Genomic DNA, 13,300 nt, shown 5'->3' with positions numbered 1-13,300 from the left:
GTCAATAATCTATATCAATTAACTATGGAAAACCACCATTCGCACGAAAGAGTCCGTGCTGAAACGGGAAGCAGATGCCGACGATCGGAACGGGCCCGGCGGCGACCTACGAGCCCGACGGCTGCACGGCTGGATAGACGACCTTGCCGTCGGCCCGGACGGCTGCACCGGGCGTGAGGCGGGCCGGTTCGAGGCGGCCTTCGCCCATGATGTGGAAGACGGTTTCACCCGACGCGATCAGGTAGTCGGCGACGATGCGGCGGTGGCATCGCCACCAGACGGCTTCGGAGCACATGATGGCGCACCGCCGCGCGCGCCCCTGCTCCAGCAGGTGATCGAGGCCGGCGTGGAACGGCTCGGTGAGCGCATAGTCCGCATAGTTATGGAAGCTCCTGTTCGTCCACAGACCGTTGACCTCGTCCGGCAGGGCTTTCGCTCTCCCGCGCAGGCCGCCGAGCGCGGCAAGGTGCTCGTAGGAAATCCGGAAAGCCGCCAGCACGCCGGTCAGCGCGTCGACGTTGAACTGCGGATTGCTCCGCGACATCGGCATTTTCCTGACGTCCGCGAGATGCTCGACCCCGGCGGCCCGCAACAGGTCGATGAACGCCTCCGCGCTTCGGTTGGAATGACCGATGGTGAAGAAAGGCGGCTTCACGCGTCGTCCTTTTCAGGCGTGCCTCAGCGCGCTTCCCTTATGGGCGGCCACGTGGTCGGTCTTGTCGCTCTTGATCTCGTATTGCGGATCGTCTTCCGAGGCGCGGTGGGTGTGGCCCTTGTAGTCGAAGTCGCGCGTGTGGATCGCGATGATCGTCCCCGACACCCGTCCGGCCTCCGAATTCCAGCTCACATGGTCGCCGACCTTGAACCGCTTCGCCATATCTGCGCTCCTTACAAAGCCAGGGGATGCTCCTCGCCGTCGAAGCTGAACGACAGCTCCGCGATCGGGCCGGTCTTCACGCCGCTTCGCGATTGCTGGATCAGGTAGTTTCCCGTCTTCATGATGTCGCGTCCCATCGCCGCTTCCGTTGCGTCAGGGTCGCGACGCTCGAGCGCGGTGAGCATGTCGAGATGGGAGGAATTGTCCCAGATGCCGGGCGAGCTCAGGGAGAAGTACATCGTCGGGCCGCAGCGCAGCCAAAGCCCTTCTATGATCGGCAGCAGGACCGTCGACCGGGTCAGCCGGTAAAGGGCGAAGTGAAAGCTCTGGTTGGCCTTGAGCACCTCGCCCATCGCGCCGCTGTCATGCGCGTCCTTGACGGTCTGGTTGATCTCGACGAGCTTGCGCAGTTCCTCGTCCGTTATCCTGGTCGCCGCGATCCGCGCCGCCATGCCCTCCACGCGCACGCGAAGCTCGAACAGCTCCTCCAGGCTCTGGGCGCTCAGGCGGGGAACGCGCACCGAGCGATTGGGCAACTCCTCCAGCGCGTTCGCGGCGATGAGCCGGCTCAGGCTCTCCCGCACCGGCATGGCGCTGGTGCCGAAATTCGCCGCGAGCTTGCGCAGGCTGAACACCTGCCCCGGCACGAAAAGCCCGGACATCAGGCCATAGCGCAATCCCGCTAGGACCTTGTCCTGGACGCTGCCGCGGCTGCTCTTCGTTTCCACTCGCTCCTCCGTCTTCATCGGCTCTCCGTGCTTGACGATCCAATTTTGTGATGACAATTTGTGATCAATAAATTGGGCACCAGCATCGGGCATATCCATGCAGACTACAAGGTTTTTCCGCTCATGTTGAAGGGCGGGCCATACGGAAATGTCTAAAGCGCAGCTCGTGAACGTCGAAGATTATCGGCGTGCGGCGCGAAAGACGCTGCCGCGCGTTTTGTACGACTTCGTCGCCGGCCATGCGCTGGACGGCCAGACGGGAAACAGGAACCGGTCCGGATTCGACGACTGGTGGCTTCGCGCGCGCAGTTTTGCTTCGACCTCCGCTCCGGATATTTCCGTCGAGCTTGCCGGAAAGCGCTTGGCGCTCCCCGTGCTGATCGCGCCGACCGGCTGCTCGGGCCTGCTGTGGCCGCGCGGCGAGGCGCTGGTGGCGAAGGCTGCCGCCGACGCCGGCACGATCCTCGAGGTCAGCGCCGGCTCCATCCTGTCGATGGAGGACATCGCCGCCGGCGGAAGCGGCCCGAAATGGCTGCAGATATTCCTCTATCGCGATCGCGGTCTTACGCGCGAGTTCATCGCCCGGGCCCGGGCGGCCGGCTATACCGGCATCGTCGTCACGGTGGACGCGCCGGTGCACGGGCGGCGCGAGCAGGACTACCGCAACGGGTTCGCCATCGACCAGCGCCTCACGCTGGCGACGATGCTCGACGCCGCCGTCCACTACAGATGGTGGATGCGCATGGCCGGGCAGCCCCGGTTCGGCATGGCCAACTTCGCCGGCCGCTCGGACGGGGACATGAACGACATGGCGTCCTACATCGCCAGCGTGCTCGATCCCGACATCACCTGGGACGACCTTTCCTGGCTGAGGGCGCAATGGGACGGCTTTCTCGTCGTCAAGGGCATCCTCGACCCGCGCGACGCCGGCGAGGCGGTCACGCGCGGGGCGGACGCGATCCAGATATCGAACCATGGCGGGCGCCAGCTCGACAGCACCCTCGCCTCCATCGACGCCCTGCCCGCCATCGCCGAGGCCGTCGGGAAGCGGGTGCCCGTCCTCCTCGACGGCGGCATCGATCGCGGAACGTCGGTCCTCAAGGCTATCGCCCTCGGCGCCGACGCCTGCCTTATCGGTCGTTCTCATCTTTGGGGGCTTGCGGTGGCGGGCGGCGATGGCGTAGGCGCGGTGCTCGACGTCCTCAAGACCGAGATCGTCAATGCGATGACGATCGGCGGGTGGAAGTCGCTTGCCGAACTCGACCGCAATTCCATCACACGTACCCCCCGCTGACGGAGAACCATATGAGCAGTTCCATCAAACGCTATCCGGGCACGGCCCGCATGAGCAACATGGTCGCCTATCAGGGCGTCCTGCTGACCAAGGGCATCACCGCCCGCGGCATGCCGCGCGACATCGCCGCCCAGACGGCGGACGTCCTGCGCCAGCTCGATTCCCTGCTCGCCGAGGCCGGCCTCGGCAAGGAGGCGCTGCTCCAGGTCATGATCTGGCTGGCCGACAGCCGCGATTTCGATGCGATGAACGCGGTCTACGACCAGTGGGTGCCGCAGGGGCACCAGCCGGTCAGGGCGTGCGTCGAAGGCGCGCTCGCCAGCCCCGACGTGCTGATCGAGATACAGGCGAGCGCCGCGCTCGCCTGATCGGGGCCAGGTCTCGGGCCAAGTCAGGGCCAAATCAGGGAACATCGATGCTGCCCGGCGCGACGCCGCGCACGGGCAGCGCCTCGTAGCAGATCTTGCTGTGCGACAGGCCCATGCTCACCAGCCCGATCGCCATGTTGATGGCGCAGGCCATCGGCTCGACGATCGGGACGCCGTAGCGGTCCGCCAGCCCGCCGACATAGCCCGACATCGCCGTGCATCCGAACAGGATCACGTCCGCCCTGTGCCCGGATAGCGCCAGCGCGATTTCGCGTTCGATGATCTCGAGGCAATAGGCCTGGGACTCGATCAGGTCCGCGGGCGGGCAGTCGACGACATGCATGGAGCAGACCTTGCGGTCGAACCCGTAGGCGCGGATGTGCTCCTCCAGCGCATGCTGCCCGTTGCGCATGCCGAGCACCGCGATCCGGTATCCGAGCATGCTCGCCACATGCAGCCCCGAATGGGTGGGCGCCATCACCGGAATGCGCACCGTTTCGCGCGCGGCGCGCAGCACCGGGTCCACGCAGCAATCCAGCACCACCGCATCGACCCCGTCCTTCTCCGCCCGGCGCACCGCGTCGAGGATATAGGGCGCCGCCAGGGCCTCCTCCGTCGCGAACTCCATCGAGAACGGCCCGCGCTCGATCGGAACCACCTCGATCTCGACGCCGGGACGCGCCCATTGCTGGCGCTGGACGGTCATGCCGTGGATGACTTTGGGTGAACGAACGGGAACAATGTCACGAATTCGCATTGGGAAACGATGCCTTAATTGTGATGACACTGTGTGATCATATCATCGCGACACGCGGTTGCAACCGCATGCCACCGGTCACGAGGCTCAAGCCCGACCGGCCGAATTTTTCTCTTGCCATTCGTAAAATGTGATCACAAAATGACATTACAAGAAGAACAATCCATCCACCAGAACCAAGGGAACACAGTGATGAACTTCAGGCATCTCACGGCTGCGATCCTGTCCGGGATCGTCCTTTCTCTTCCGCTTTCCACGGCCGGCGCGGCGGATTTTCCGTCGAAACCGGTGACGTTGGTGGTGCCGTGGCCGGCAGGCGGCGGCAGCGACATCCTGATGCGCATGATCGCGCAGAAGGCCTCCGACGAGCTGAGCCAGCCCGTGGTCGTCGTCAACCAGCCGGGCGCCGGCGGGTCGCTGGCGCTCCGCGAGGTGGCCGAGGGCGACAAGTCCGGCCACACCTTCTCGATGATCGCGACCGGCTTCATCGCCGAGCAGTACGGCAACCCCAACGCCCCGACGCTGGACCAGTTCAAGGTGCTGGCGTTCATCGGCACCGACCCGGCCGTCCTCGCCGCGCGCGCCGACACCGGGTTCAAGACGCTCGACGAGCTCGTGGCCAAGGCCAAGGAGGCGCCGGGCTCGCTGCGCAACGCCAACGACCAGCCCGGCGGCACATCCTACGTCGCCGCCTCCCTGATGGAGACCCAGCTCGGCATCGACCTCACGCTGGTGCCCTATGCCGGGTCGGCTCCGGTGGTTCAGGCGATCCTGGCCGGCGAGACCCAGACGGCGACCCCGTCCGTCACTGACCTGATCGCCCAGCACAAGGCCGGCGACGTGACCATCCTGGCCGTGGCCGGTGCGGAGCGCCACTTCATGGCGCCGGACATCCCGACCTTCACCGAACAGGGCTATCCGCTGGTGACCGGCACCATCCGCGCGCTGGTCGCCCCGGCCGACGTCGACGCCGACGCCGCGGCCGCGCTCCAGAAGGCGCTGCTGTCCGTCCTCAACAACGAGGACTTCAGGAAGATCGCCAGCGACGCGGGCTTCACCCTCACCCCCATGGGGTCCGCGGACGCGACCGCCTTCCTGCAGGGGCTCGACGCCGACATGTATCCGGTGCTCCTCGAAGCCGGACTCGTGAAGGTCCGCCAGAAGTGAGCGTCGGACAGCATGAGGACATCGCCGCGCGGGACGACCGCGCGGCGAAACAGCCTGCCACCACCGAGCTTGTCGCAGGCGCCGTTTTCATCCTGATCGCGCTCATCGCGTCCTGGAGCCTGCTGACCGATCCGTATCTCGAGCTCGGCAAGGTCGCGAACGACCCCGGCCCGGCCTTCATCCCCTGGATAGGGACCGCGGTGATCGGCCTCGGCGGCGTCGCGCAGATCGTCTGGACGCTGTTCCAGATGCGCAAGACGGGAGGCATGCGGGCAGCGGGAGAGTTCGTCGCCTCGAAGCTTTGGCTCCCGGTACTGCTCGTTCTCTCGCTGATCGGATACCAGATGGCGATGCGCCCGCTGGGCTTCGTCGCGGCGAGCATCCTCTTCGCCATCCCCTGGGGCGCGATCATCCACTGGCGCTCGGGAGGAACCTTCACCCCGCGCTACATCGTGCAGGTGCCCGTCGAGGCGGCGCTGGTCGTGACCGGGATCTACCTTTTGTTCAGCTACGGCATCAACGTGCCATTCCCGTGAGCGTGAAATGACCGAACTGCTCAATGCCGCCGTAACGATCCTGACCGACCCGGGCACGATGGCGCTGGCCGTGCTCGCGACGCTCGTCGGCATCATCCTCGGCGCCCTCCCCGGCATCAGCTCGACGATGACCCTCGCGGTGCTGCTGCCGTTCTCGTTCTCGATGGAGCCGGGCAACGCCATGGTGTTCCTCCTCGGCGCGTTCTACGGCAGCGCCTGGGGCGGATCGATCTCGGCCATCCTGATCAACATCCCCGGAACGCCCGGATCGATGCTGACCCAGCTCGACGGCTACCCGCTCGCCAAACGCGGGCAGGCCGGCGTCGCGCTGACCTATGCCTTGCTGGCCTCGACCTTCGGCGGCGTCGTCGGCTGGCTCGGCCTCGTGATCTTCGCGCCGACCCTGGCGCGGGCGGGCTTCGCCTTCCAGAGCCCGGAATTCGCCGTGCTGATGGTGTTCGGCCTGTCGATGCTGGCCTATGCGTCGCCGGGCTCGACGTTCCTCGGGATCCTGTCCGGCATGCTGGGCCTGCTCCTCGGCACGGTCGGTCTCGACATGATCACCAACCTGTCCCGTTTCGACTTCGGCATCGGCAGGCTTCAGGCCGGCATCAACATCATCCCGTTCGCGGTCGGCATCTTCGGGCTCACGGAGATCCTGCGGCTTCTCGAGCAACCCATCGTCACCGAGAAGGCGACGACCCAGATCGGCGCGATATGGCCGAAATTCAGGGACGTCATCCGCACCTGGGCCACCGCGGTCCGGTCGGCGATCGTCGGGCTGATCGTCGGCATCATCCCCGCCGCCGGCTCCGCGGTCGCGGTCTCGATGTCCTACGCGCAGGAGAAGAAGCTCTACGAGAAGAAGGAAAGCTTCGGCGACGGCAATCCGAGAGGCATCGTCGCCGCCGAGACGGGAAACAACGCCGCGGTCGGCGGCGCGCTCGTTCCGCTGCTGACGCTCGGCCTTCCCGGCGACACCATGACCGCGGTCCTCGTCGGGGCTCTCCTCGTCCACGGCCTGCAGCCCGGCCCGCAACTGTTCACCAACCACCCCGATTTCATCGCCACCATCTATGTCGCCCTCGGCCTGACGATCGTCCTGACGTTCTTCCTGTCGCTGGGGCTGACCCGCGCCTTCGCCCGGCTGCTCTCCGCGCCGCCGCGCGTCCTTTATGTCGGCATCCTCGTCCTGTGCGTGACCGGATCGTTCGCCGTCCAGAACGCGCTGTTCGACGTGCTGCTGATGATCTTCTTCGGCGCGCTCGGCTACCTGTTCCTGAAGCTCGGCATCCCGACCGCGCCGATGATGTTCGGGCTCGTCCTCGGCCCCCTGCTCGAGGAGAACCTTCGCCGCACCCTGATCGTCTACGGCGACTGGATGGTGTTCCTGCAACGGCCCATCACCATCGTGATGCTGGCCATCACCGTGGTCGTCCTGCTCCTTCCGTTCTTCGGGCAGGTGCGCGAGCGCCTGGCGCGCGCCGCGGTCGAGGCCGGGCCGGACTGATCGGCCCCGCCCAGGCGGCAAGGCGGCCCCCGGCCATCGCCCGATGAGGGCCCGATGAGGGCTTGACTTATCCATAAGTGTGATCACAATTCGAAATCACATTAGGAGGACAGCAGTGGTATCCATATCCTCGATCGAGACGCGCCTCGTCAGATTGCCGACCCGGCGCGTGCACAAGTGGACGGGCCTGACCGAACCGATCGGGCAATATCTTCTGGTGAAGATCACCGGCAGCGACGGCACGGTGGGCTGGGGCGAGGCGCCGGCGCTGAAGGACTGGGGCGGCGAGTTCGGCCGCTACTTCGGCGAGAGCGCCGCCATCGTCGACATGGTGATCTCGCGCTATCTCGCCCCCGCCGTGCAGGGGCTCGAGATCGGCAATCCCGCCATGCTTCACAAGAAGATGGACGCCGTCGTCAAGGGCTATCCCTATGCCAAGGCGGCGGTCGACTTCGCCTATTACGACCTGACCGGAAAGGTGCTCGGCGTTCCGGTGTATGTCCTTCTCGGCGGAAAGCTGCGCGAGACCGTGCCAGTCACCCATTCCATCGGCCTGCTCGACATCGACGAGGCGGTCGCGGAGGTGGGACAGGTGGTCCGCGACGGCATCCGCACCATCAAGATCAAGATCGGCGTCGACCCCGACCGGGACGTGGCCATCGTCCAGGCGATCCGCCGCGCCGTCGGTCCCGACATAGCGCTGTGCGTCGACGCCAACGAAGGCTACGCCACGCCGGGACAGGCGATCCAGACCGTGCGCCGGATGCAGGATGTCGGCCTCGTCTATGTCGAGCAGCCGGTCATGGGCATCGAGCGCATCGCGCGCGTCGCCCGGGCCATCGACATCCCGGTGATGGCCGACGAATCGGCATGGAACGCGCATGACGTGGTGCAGATCATCGCCCAGGACGCGGCGCAGATCGTCTCGATCTACACCACCAAGCCCGGCGGGCTCTACAAGGCCATGCACGTCTCCGCCGTCTGCCAGGCTGCCGGCATCGTCTGCAACGTCAACGGCTCGGTGGAGACGGGCGTCGGCAACCTCGCCAACATCCATCTCGCCGCTTCCGCGCCCGCGGCCACCCTCTCCAACGTCATTCCGGTGTCGATGCCGGCCGAGCACCAGAACGGCCGCATCGGCGGCATCTACTATGCCGACGATCTCCTGAAGGAGCCCGTGGTCTTCGAGAACGGCGGCATCCGCGTTCCCGACGGGCCGGGAATGGGAATCCCGGTCGACGATGCCAAGGTCGAGAAATACGCAATCACCCTTTGAGATGAGCCCTTACGATGCGCAAAACCATTGTCGATAAGATCGCCCGCACGCTGCGGGCCGAGGGGCTGGACGCCGTCGTCACGTCGTCGCCCGAGAATTTCGCCTATCTCACCGGCTTCGTGGTTCCGACCCAGCCGCTGATCCGCCACCGCCACGCCATGGCTATCCTGACCGCGGACGGCAGGGAAAGCCTGTTCGGGGTCGACATGGAAGCGACGACCATCGCCAACAAGGCGCCGGAGACGCCGCTGACGGTCTGGCGCGAGTTCCATGACGACCCGATGGCCGTCCTCGCCGACGCGCTCGAGAAGGCGGGCCTCGGGGCGGCGGCGATAGGCCTCGAGATGGACTATCTGCCGGCCGGCGATTTCGCCCGCCTCGCCGCCCGCATGCCGAAGGCCCGCTTCGTCCCGTTCGAGTCCCAGCTCTCGCGCGCCCGCCAGATCAAGACGGAAGAAGAGGTCGCGCTGATCCACCGGCTTTCGCGGATCGCCGATCAGGCCATCGCCGACAGCCTCGCGGCCGTCCGCACGGGCGATACCGAGCTCGACATCGCGGCGGTCCTGACCCGCCGCATCTACGAGCTGGGCGCGGAGAACTTCAAGCTGCTGATCGTCGCCACCGGCGAGCGCAGCCAGTTGCCGAATGTCGGCCCCAGCAGCCGCAAGCTCCAGCCCCGCGACGTCTGCCGCGTCGAGATATTCTCGGTGATCAACGGCTATCAGGCCGGCGTCTGCCGGACTGCCTATGTCGAGGAGCCGCCCGCCATGGCCGAGGAGATCTGGGACCTGATGGTGGAGTGCAAATACGCCATCCTCGACCGGATCAGGCCCGGCGCGAGCTGTCTGGCGATCTACAACGATTTCATCGCGCGCCTCGAAAAGATGAAGCTGCCGCCGATCTCCTTCGTCGGCCACGGGGTCGGGCTTCATCTCCATGAAGACCCCTATATCGGCGCAACGCCGATCCTCGGCCGCCCGGGAGAGGATGCCGTGATCGAGGAGAACATGGTGCTCGGCTTCGAGCCGCTCTGCTATCGTACCGGCTACGGCTTCGGCGTGCAGAACAAGGACGTGCTGCATGTGAGCGCCGGCGGCGCCGTCCTGCTCTCGGACCACACGAACACCGACAAGCTCATCCGCATCGGCGCCTGAGAAAGAGAGGCCTTCCATGGGAAACGACGCGCGGCAAACCTGCGACATCCTGATTTCGGGAACCGGCTACTATGCGGAGATCATGGTGGCCGACCTCGCCGCGGCGGCGCGAACGCCGCTTTCCGTGGTGATCGCCGGCCGCAACACGGCGCGGATGGCGTGGCTCGTCGAGGCCTGCCGCGCCCGCGCGGCCAATTTCGGCACGCCGGTCACCTTTTCCAGCGCGCAGCTCGATTCCACCTCCGCCGCGTCGATCGCCGAAACGCTGGACGGGATCCGGCCGCGCGTCATCGTCCAGTCCGCCTCGGCCCAGTCTCCATGGCGCGTCGACAACAACGAGAGCGACTGGGCACGCCTCGTCGCGAAGGCTGGCTTCGGCCTGACCATCGCCTTCAATTCGTTGCTGTCGTTCCGCACGGCGAGCGCGATGAAGACGCTCGGTCTCGACGGCCATTTCGTCAACACCTGCTATCCCGACGGCGTCAACCAGGTGCTCGCCCAGGCGGGCCTGCCGATCACCTCCGGCGTCGGCAACATCGCCATCTTCTCGGCGATCATCGGCGGCCGGCTGCCGCCGGAGCAAAGGGCCGACCTCAGGGTCCTGGCGCATCACCGCCATATCGTCGAGTGGCGCAAGCCGCCCTCGCAGCGCGCCGGCGCGCCGGTGCGCGCCTGGGTGGGCGACAGGGAGCTGATCGACGTCGACGCCCGCACCGGCGATATCCAGCTGCCGCACCGCGAGCTCAACCTGATCTCGGCGGCCAACGCGGTGCCGGTCCTGCTGGCGCTGGCCGGCGAAGGGGCGCGGCGCGTCCATGTGCCCGGGCCGGGCGGCCGCACGGGCGGCTATCCCGTCATCGCCGATGCGTCCGGCGTCGTACTCGACCTCCCCGCCGGCCTGACGGAGGAGGAGGCGCTCGCGTGGAACGCGCAGTTCGAGGACGCCGACGGCGTGTCCATCCGCGACGGGCAGGTGATTTATGCGGAGCGGGTGCGCAGCCTTCTGGCCGAGCACAGCCCGGAGCTGGCGAAAGGCTTTAGGGTCAGCGACGTCGAGGAGGCCGCCGCCGCGCTCGGCGAGCTGCGCGACAGAATGACCGCCTGACAACCGGGAGGAAGCCGATGAGAGTGACCGTAATCGGGGCCGGCAATGGCGGTGCCTCCGCCGCCGTCGAGCTGACGCTGGCGGGGCACGACGTCGTCCTGCACGGCCGCTCGCAGGCCACCATAGCCCCGTTCCTGCAGGGCGGGATCGGCTATCTCGGCGTGTTCGGCGAAGGCCGGATCAGGCCGGCGCTCGTCACCACCGATCTCAAGGCGGCGATCGACGGTGCCGATGCCGTCGTCGTGGCGCTGCCGACATTCGCCCTGACCTCCGTCGCCGAAGCGCTCCACGCGGCAGGCTGGAGCAGCCGGCGTCCGGTCATCCTCAATCCGGGACATACCGGCGGCGCCCTCGAATTCGAGACCGCGTACAGGGCGCGCCAGCCGGAAATCCCGCCGATCGCCGAGTTCGCCACCCTCGCCTATGTGGCGCGAAAGCCCGCGCCGGACACGGTGAACATCACCGGCCGCGCCAGGTCATTGCGGGCCGCCGCGCTGAAGGGCGGGGAAGCGGCGCTGGAGGCGGCGCTCGCGCTGTTCCCCGGAAGCTACGATTGCGGCGACGTGATCGCGTCCGACCTGTGCAACGTCAACATGGTGGTCCATCCGCCCGGCGCCATGCTCGGCGCGGCATGGGTGGAAGCGACCGGCGGCGACTTCACCTTTTACGTGCAGGGGATGACGGATGGCGTCGTCAAGGTCATGGAGGCGCTCGACCGGGAGCGCATCGCCGTGGGCCGCGCCTTCGGCCACGCCCTGCCGACCATCGTCGAGGAGATGAAGGCCATCGGCACGGTGCCCGCCGACGCCGCCGGCAGCGACTACCGCGCCATCGCCGCGGGCGAGGCCAACCGGCGGATCAAGGCGCCGGACTCGTTGACCCACCGCTACTACGTGGAAGACTTCAGCCACGGGCTGACGCCATTCCTCGTCTACGCGCAGATCGCCGGCGTCCATGTGCCGACCGCGTCCGCGCTGGCGGATCTGCATGCCGTGATGGTTGCGGGCTCGCAAAGGCCGGCCCCGCGCGACGCCGCCGCCATGGGCCTCGTCGGGGCGACGATGGAGTCGCTGAAGCAGCGGGTCGGCCTGCTCTAGGCCGGTCCCCGCCCTACCAGCACAGCGCCGGGGTGCGCACCGGCGCGTCCCACAGGGCTGCCAGCTCGTCGTCCAGCACCGTCACCGTCAGCGAGCAGCCGGCCATCTCGAGCGAGGTGACATAGGTTCCGACGAGGCTGCGCGCCACGTCGAGCCCGTCTTTCGCGAGGCGGCGGCGGGCCGCGTCGTAGACGAGATAGAGCTCGCCCGAGGGCGTGCCGCCGAACCCGTTGACGAACAGCAGGCAGCGCGCGCCGGCGGCGGGCTTGAGGTCGGCGAGGATCGCATCGAGCAGCTCGTTCACGATCGTCGCGGCGGGCGCCATCGGCCCGCGGCGGCGGCCCGGCTCGCCATGGATGCCGACGCCGATCTCGATCTCGTCCTCGCCGAGCTCGAAGGTCGGCTTTCCGGCGGCCGGCACGGTGCAGGAGCTGAGCGCCACGCCCATCGACCGCGTCGCGGCACTGACCCGCCCGGCCAGCGCCGTCAGCGCGTCGAGGTCCATGCCCTGCTCGGCCGCGGCGCCGAGGATCTTCTCGACCACCAGCGTTCCGGCGACGCCGCGCCGGCCGATGCTGTAGGACGAATTGTCGACCGCGACGTCGTCGTCGACCAGAACGCTGGCCACCCGCCCCGTCGCCATCTCGGCCGCCATCTCGAAGTTCATCACGTCGCCCTCGTAGTTCTTGACGATGAGAAGAGCCCCGGCCCCGGCGTCGACGGCCTCGATCGCGGCGAGGATGCGGTCGGGTGTCGGCGAGGTGAAGATCGCGCCCGGCACCGCCGCGTCCAGCATCCCCTGCCCGACGAAGCCGGCATGCAGCGGCTCGTGGCCCGAGCCGCCGCCCGAAACCAGCGCCACCTTGCCGGGCGAGGCCGCGCGGCGGCGCACGAAGCGGCGCTCGCCGTCCATCTCGATCAGCTCGGCATGGGCGGCGGCGAAGCCGTCGAGGCTCTCGTCCAGCACCGTGGCGACGTCGTTGATGAGCTTCTTCATGGGTTTCCTCCTCGGCGGATCACTTTTCCTGCAGGATGCGGATCATGTTGCGCGCCATGTCGCGGATCGCCTCGTCCACCAGCCGGTTGGCCCGCGCGCTGCCCATATCCGGCACGCAGACCTCAATGGTGCGGCGGCCCGCCCCGTCGTCGGGCTGCTGGCGCTGGTTAGGGTGGGCGGCGTCGTAGGCGGCGAGGAACTCGGCCCGCTCGGCCGGCGAGAAATGGCAGACCTCGAAGATGGTCTCGATGTGGTGGGCCGGGATCGCCACCTTGTAGGTGGGGCTGCTGATCTGCGAGACGAAGGAGCGGTTGGTGCCGAGCGCCACCGCCAGCCGCTGCCGGGTGCCGGAGGGGCGGCTGTCGAGCACCCGCCGCAGCAGCTCCTTGTACTGACGGACATGCTTGGGGATGCGCGCGCTGCTCATGGTCCGG

Annotated in this window: 15 protein-coding genes; 9 read left to right on the top strand and 6 right to left on the bottom strand. The window is 67.4% G+C overall.

Annotated features, from left to right (window positions below; all coding sequences use genetic code 11):
- Positions 1–106: 106 nt before the first annotated feature.
- The 3 genes from M9945_RS13860 to M9945_RS13850 are packed head-to-tail and all read right to left on the bottom strand — an operon-like array spanning position 107 to position 1,623.
- On the bottom strand, positions 107–655 hold the full coding sequence (locus tag M9945_RS13860) for a DUF488 family protein (RefSeq protein WP_367945068.1): 549 nt from the start codon (positions 653–655) through the stop codon (positions 107–109).
- A gap of 12 nt (positions 656–667) precedes the next feature.
- Positions 668–877: a DUF2945 domain-containing protein gene (locus tag M9945_RS13855; RefSeq protein ID WP_367945067.1), complete on the bottom strand. Its 210-nt coding sequence runs from the start codon at positions 875–877 to the stop codon at positions 668–670.
- Positions 878–888: 11 nt separating this feature from the next.
- Complete coding sequence (locus M9945_RS13850) at positions 889–1,623, bottom strand: GntR family transcriptional regulator (RefSeq protein WP_367945066.1); 735 nt, start codon at positions 1,621–1,623, stop codon at positions 889–891.
- A gap of 130 nt (positions 1,624–1,753) precedes the next feature.
- On the opposite strand from M9945_RS13850, the gene M9945_RS13845 reads away from it, so the two are divergent.
- The gene (locus M9945_RS13845) at positions 1,754–2,899 is read left to right on the top strand and encodes an alpha-hydroxy acid oxidase (protein ID WP_367945065.1); all 1,146 of its coding nucleotides are present in this window, start codon (positions 1,754–1,756) and stop codon (positions 2,897–2,899) included.
- 11 nt (positions 2,900–2,910) lie between these two features.
- Positions 2,911–3,267 carry a RidA family protein gene (locus M9945_RS13840; RefSeq protein WP_367945064.1) on the top strand — a complete coding sequence of 119 codons (357 nt, stop codon included), beginning with the start codon at positions 2,911–2,913 and terminating at the stop codon, positions 3,265–3,267.
- Between the two features lie 34 nt (positions 3,268–3,301).
- On the opposite strand, the gene M9945_RS13835 is transcribed toward M9945_RS13840, so the two are convergent.
- Positions 3,302–3,973 (bottom strand): aspartate/glutamate racemase family protein, encoded by a 672-nt coding sequence (locus M9945_RS13835; RefSeq protein ID WP_367945063.1) that lies wholly within the window; start codon positions 3,971–3,973, stop codon positions 3,302–3,304.
- Positions 3,974–4,216: 243 nt separating this feature from the next.
- Between M9945_RS13835 and M9945_RS13830 the strand changes: the two genes are divergently transcribed.
- The 7 genes from M9945_RS13830 (at position 4,217) to M9945_RS13800 (ending at position 11,869) form a co-directional block, all read left to right on the top strand.
- Entirely contained in the window at positions 4,217–5,191 is a 975-nt protein-coding gene (locus M9945_RS13830) for a Bug family tripartite tricarboxylate transporter substrate binding protein (RefSeq protein WP_367945062.1), read from the top strand.
- Positions 5,188–5,727, top strand: a complete 540-nt coding sequence (locus M9945_RS13825; protein WP_367945061.1) for a tripartite tricarboxylate transporter TctB family protein — start codon at positions 5,188–5,190, stop codon at positions 5,725–5,727. The genes M9945_RS13830 and M9945_RS13825 overlap by 4 nt, the downstream gene beginning before the upstream one ends.
- 7 nt (positions 5,728–5,734) lie before the next feature.
- A complete protein-coding gene (locus M9945_RS13820) occupies positions 5,735–7,237 on the top strand; it encodes a tripartite tricarboxylate transporter permease (RefSeq protein ID WP_367945060.1) in 1,503 nt (500 codons plus the stop codon).
- A gap of 115 nt (positions 7,238–7,352) precedes the next feature.
- Positions 7,353–8,513, top strand: a complete 1,161-nt coding sequence (locus tag M9945_RS13815) for a mandelate racemase/muconate lactonizing enzyme family protein (protein WP_367945059.1) — start codon at positions 7,353–7,355, stop codon at positions 8,511–8,513.
- Positions 8,514–8,527: 14 nt separating this feature from the next.
- Complete coding sequence (locus M9945_RS13810; protein WP_367945058.1) at positions 8,528–9,667, top strand: M24 family metallopeptidase; 1,140 nt, start codon at positions 8,528–8,530, stop codon at positions 9,665–9,667.
- A gap of 16 nt (positions 9,668–9,683) precedes the next feature.
- Complete coding sequence (locus M9945_RS13805) at positions 9,684–10,772, top strand: hypothetical protein (protein ID WP_367945057.1); 1,089 nt, start codon at positions 9,684–9,686, stop codon at positions 10,770–10,772.
- Positions 10,773–10,789: 17 nt separating this feature from the next.
- On the top strand, positions 10,790–11,869 hold the full coding sequence (locus tag M9945_RS13800) for an NAD/NADP octopine/nopaline dehydrogenase family protein (RefSeq protein WP_367930921.1): 1,080 nt from the start codon (positions 10,790–10,792) through the stop codon (positions 11,867–11,869).
- Positions 11,870–11,882: 13 nt separating this feature from the next.
- Here M9945_RS13800 and dhaK read toward each other — a convergent pair whose 3' ends face one another.
- Both dhaK and M9945_RS13790 read right to left on the bottom strand, forming a co-directional pair.
- Positions 11,883–12,866, bottom strand: a complete 984-nt coding sequence (dhaK, locus tag M9945_RS13795) for a dihydroxyacetone kinase subunit DhaK (RefSeq protein ID WP_367945056.1) — start codon at positions 12,864–12,866, stop codon at positions 11,883–11,885.
- A 19-nt stretch (positions 12,867–12,885) separates the two neighbouring features.
- Positions 12,886–13,293, bottom strand: coding sequence for a hypothetical protein (locus M9945_RS13790; RefSeq protein WP_367930919.1), 408 nt, complete (start codon positions 13,291–13,293; stop codon positions 12,886–12,888).
- Positions 13,294–13,300: the final 7 nt, after the last annotated feature.

It is taken from the genome of Aquamicrobium sp. (genome assembly GCF_023954335.1).
Taxonomy (GTDB): Bacteria; Pseudomonadota; Alphaproteobacteria; order Rhizobiales; family Rhizobiaceae; genus Aerobium.
The sequence above is the reverse complement of the archived record's forward strand: the minus strand, read 5'-3'. Positions and strand labels throughout refer to the sequence as shown.

Coding starts and splice junctions, on each gene's coding strand:
- M9945_RS13835 (WP_367945063.1), bottom strand. CDS start 3,973: ATGACCGTCCAGCGCCAGCAATGGGCGCGTCCCGGCGTCGAGATCGAG.
- M9945_RS13810 (WP_367945058.1), top strand. CDS start 8,528: ATGCGCAAAACCATTGTCGATAAGATCGCCCGCACGCTGCGGGCCGAG.
- M9945_RS13805 (WP_367945057.1), top strand. CDS start 9,684: ATGGGAAACGACGCGCGGCAAACCTGCGACATCCTGATTTCGGGAACC.
- M9945_RS13840 (WP_367945064.1), top strand. CDS start 2,911: ATGAGCAGTTCCATCAAACGCTATCCGGGCACGGCCCGCATGAGCAAC.
- M9945_RS13845 (WP_367945065.1), top strand. CDS start 1,754: ATGTCTAAAGCGCAGCTCGTGAACGTCGAAGATTATCGGCGTGCGGCG.
- dhaK (WP_367945056.1), bottom strand. CDS start 12,866: ATGAAGAAGCTCATCAACGACGTCGCCACGGTGCTGGACGAGAGCCTC.
- M9945_RS13790 (WP_367930919.1), bottom strand. CDS start 13,293: ATGAGCAGCGCGCGCATCCCCAAGCATGTCCGTCAGTACAAGGAGCTG.
- M9945_RS13800 (WP_367930921.1), top strand. CDS start 10,790: ATGAGAGTGACCGTAATCGGGGCCGGCAATGGCGGTGCCTCCGCCGCC.
- M9945_RS13855 (WP_367945067.1), bottom strand. CDS start 877: ATGGCGAAGCGGTTCAAGGTCGGCGACCATGTGAGCTGGAATTCGGAG.
- M9945_RS13820 (WP_367945060.1), top strand. CDS start 5,735: ATGACCGAACTGCTCAATGCCGCCGTAACGATCCTGACCGACCCGGGC.
- M9945_RS13850 (WP_367945066.1), bottom strand. CDS start 1,623: ATGAAGACGGAGGAGCGAGTGGAAACGAAGAGCAGCCGCGGCAGCGTC.
- M9945_RS13830 (WP_367945062.1), top strand. CDS start 4,217: ATGAACTTCAGGCATCTCACGGCTGCGATCCTGTCCGGGATCGTCCTT.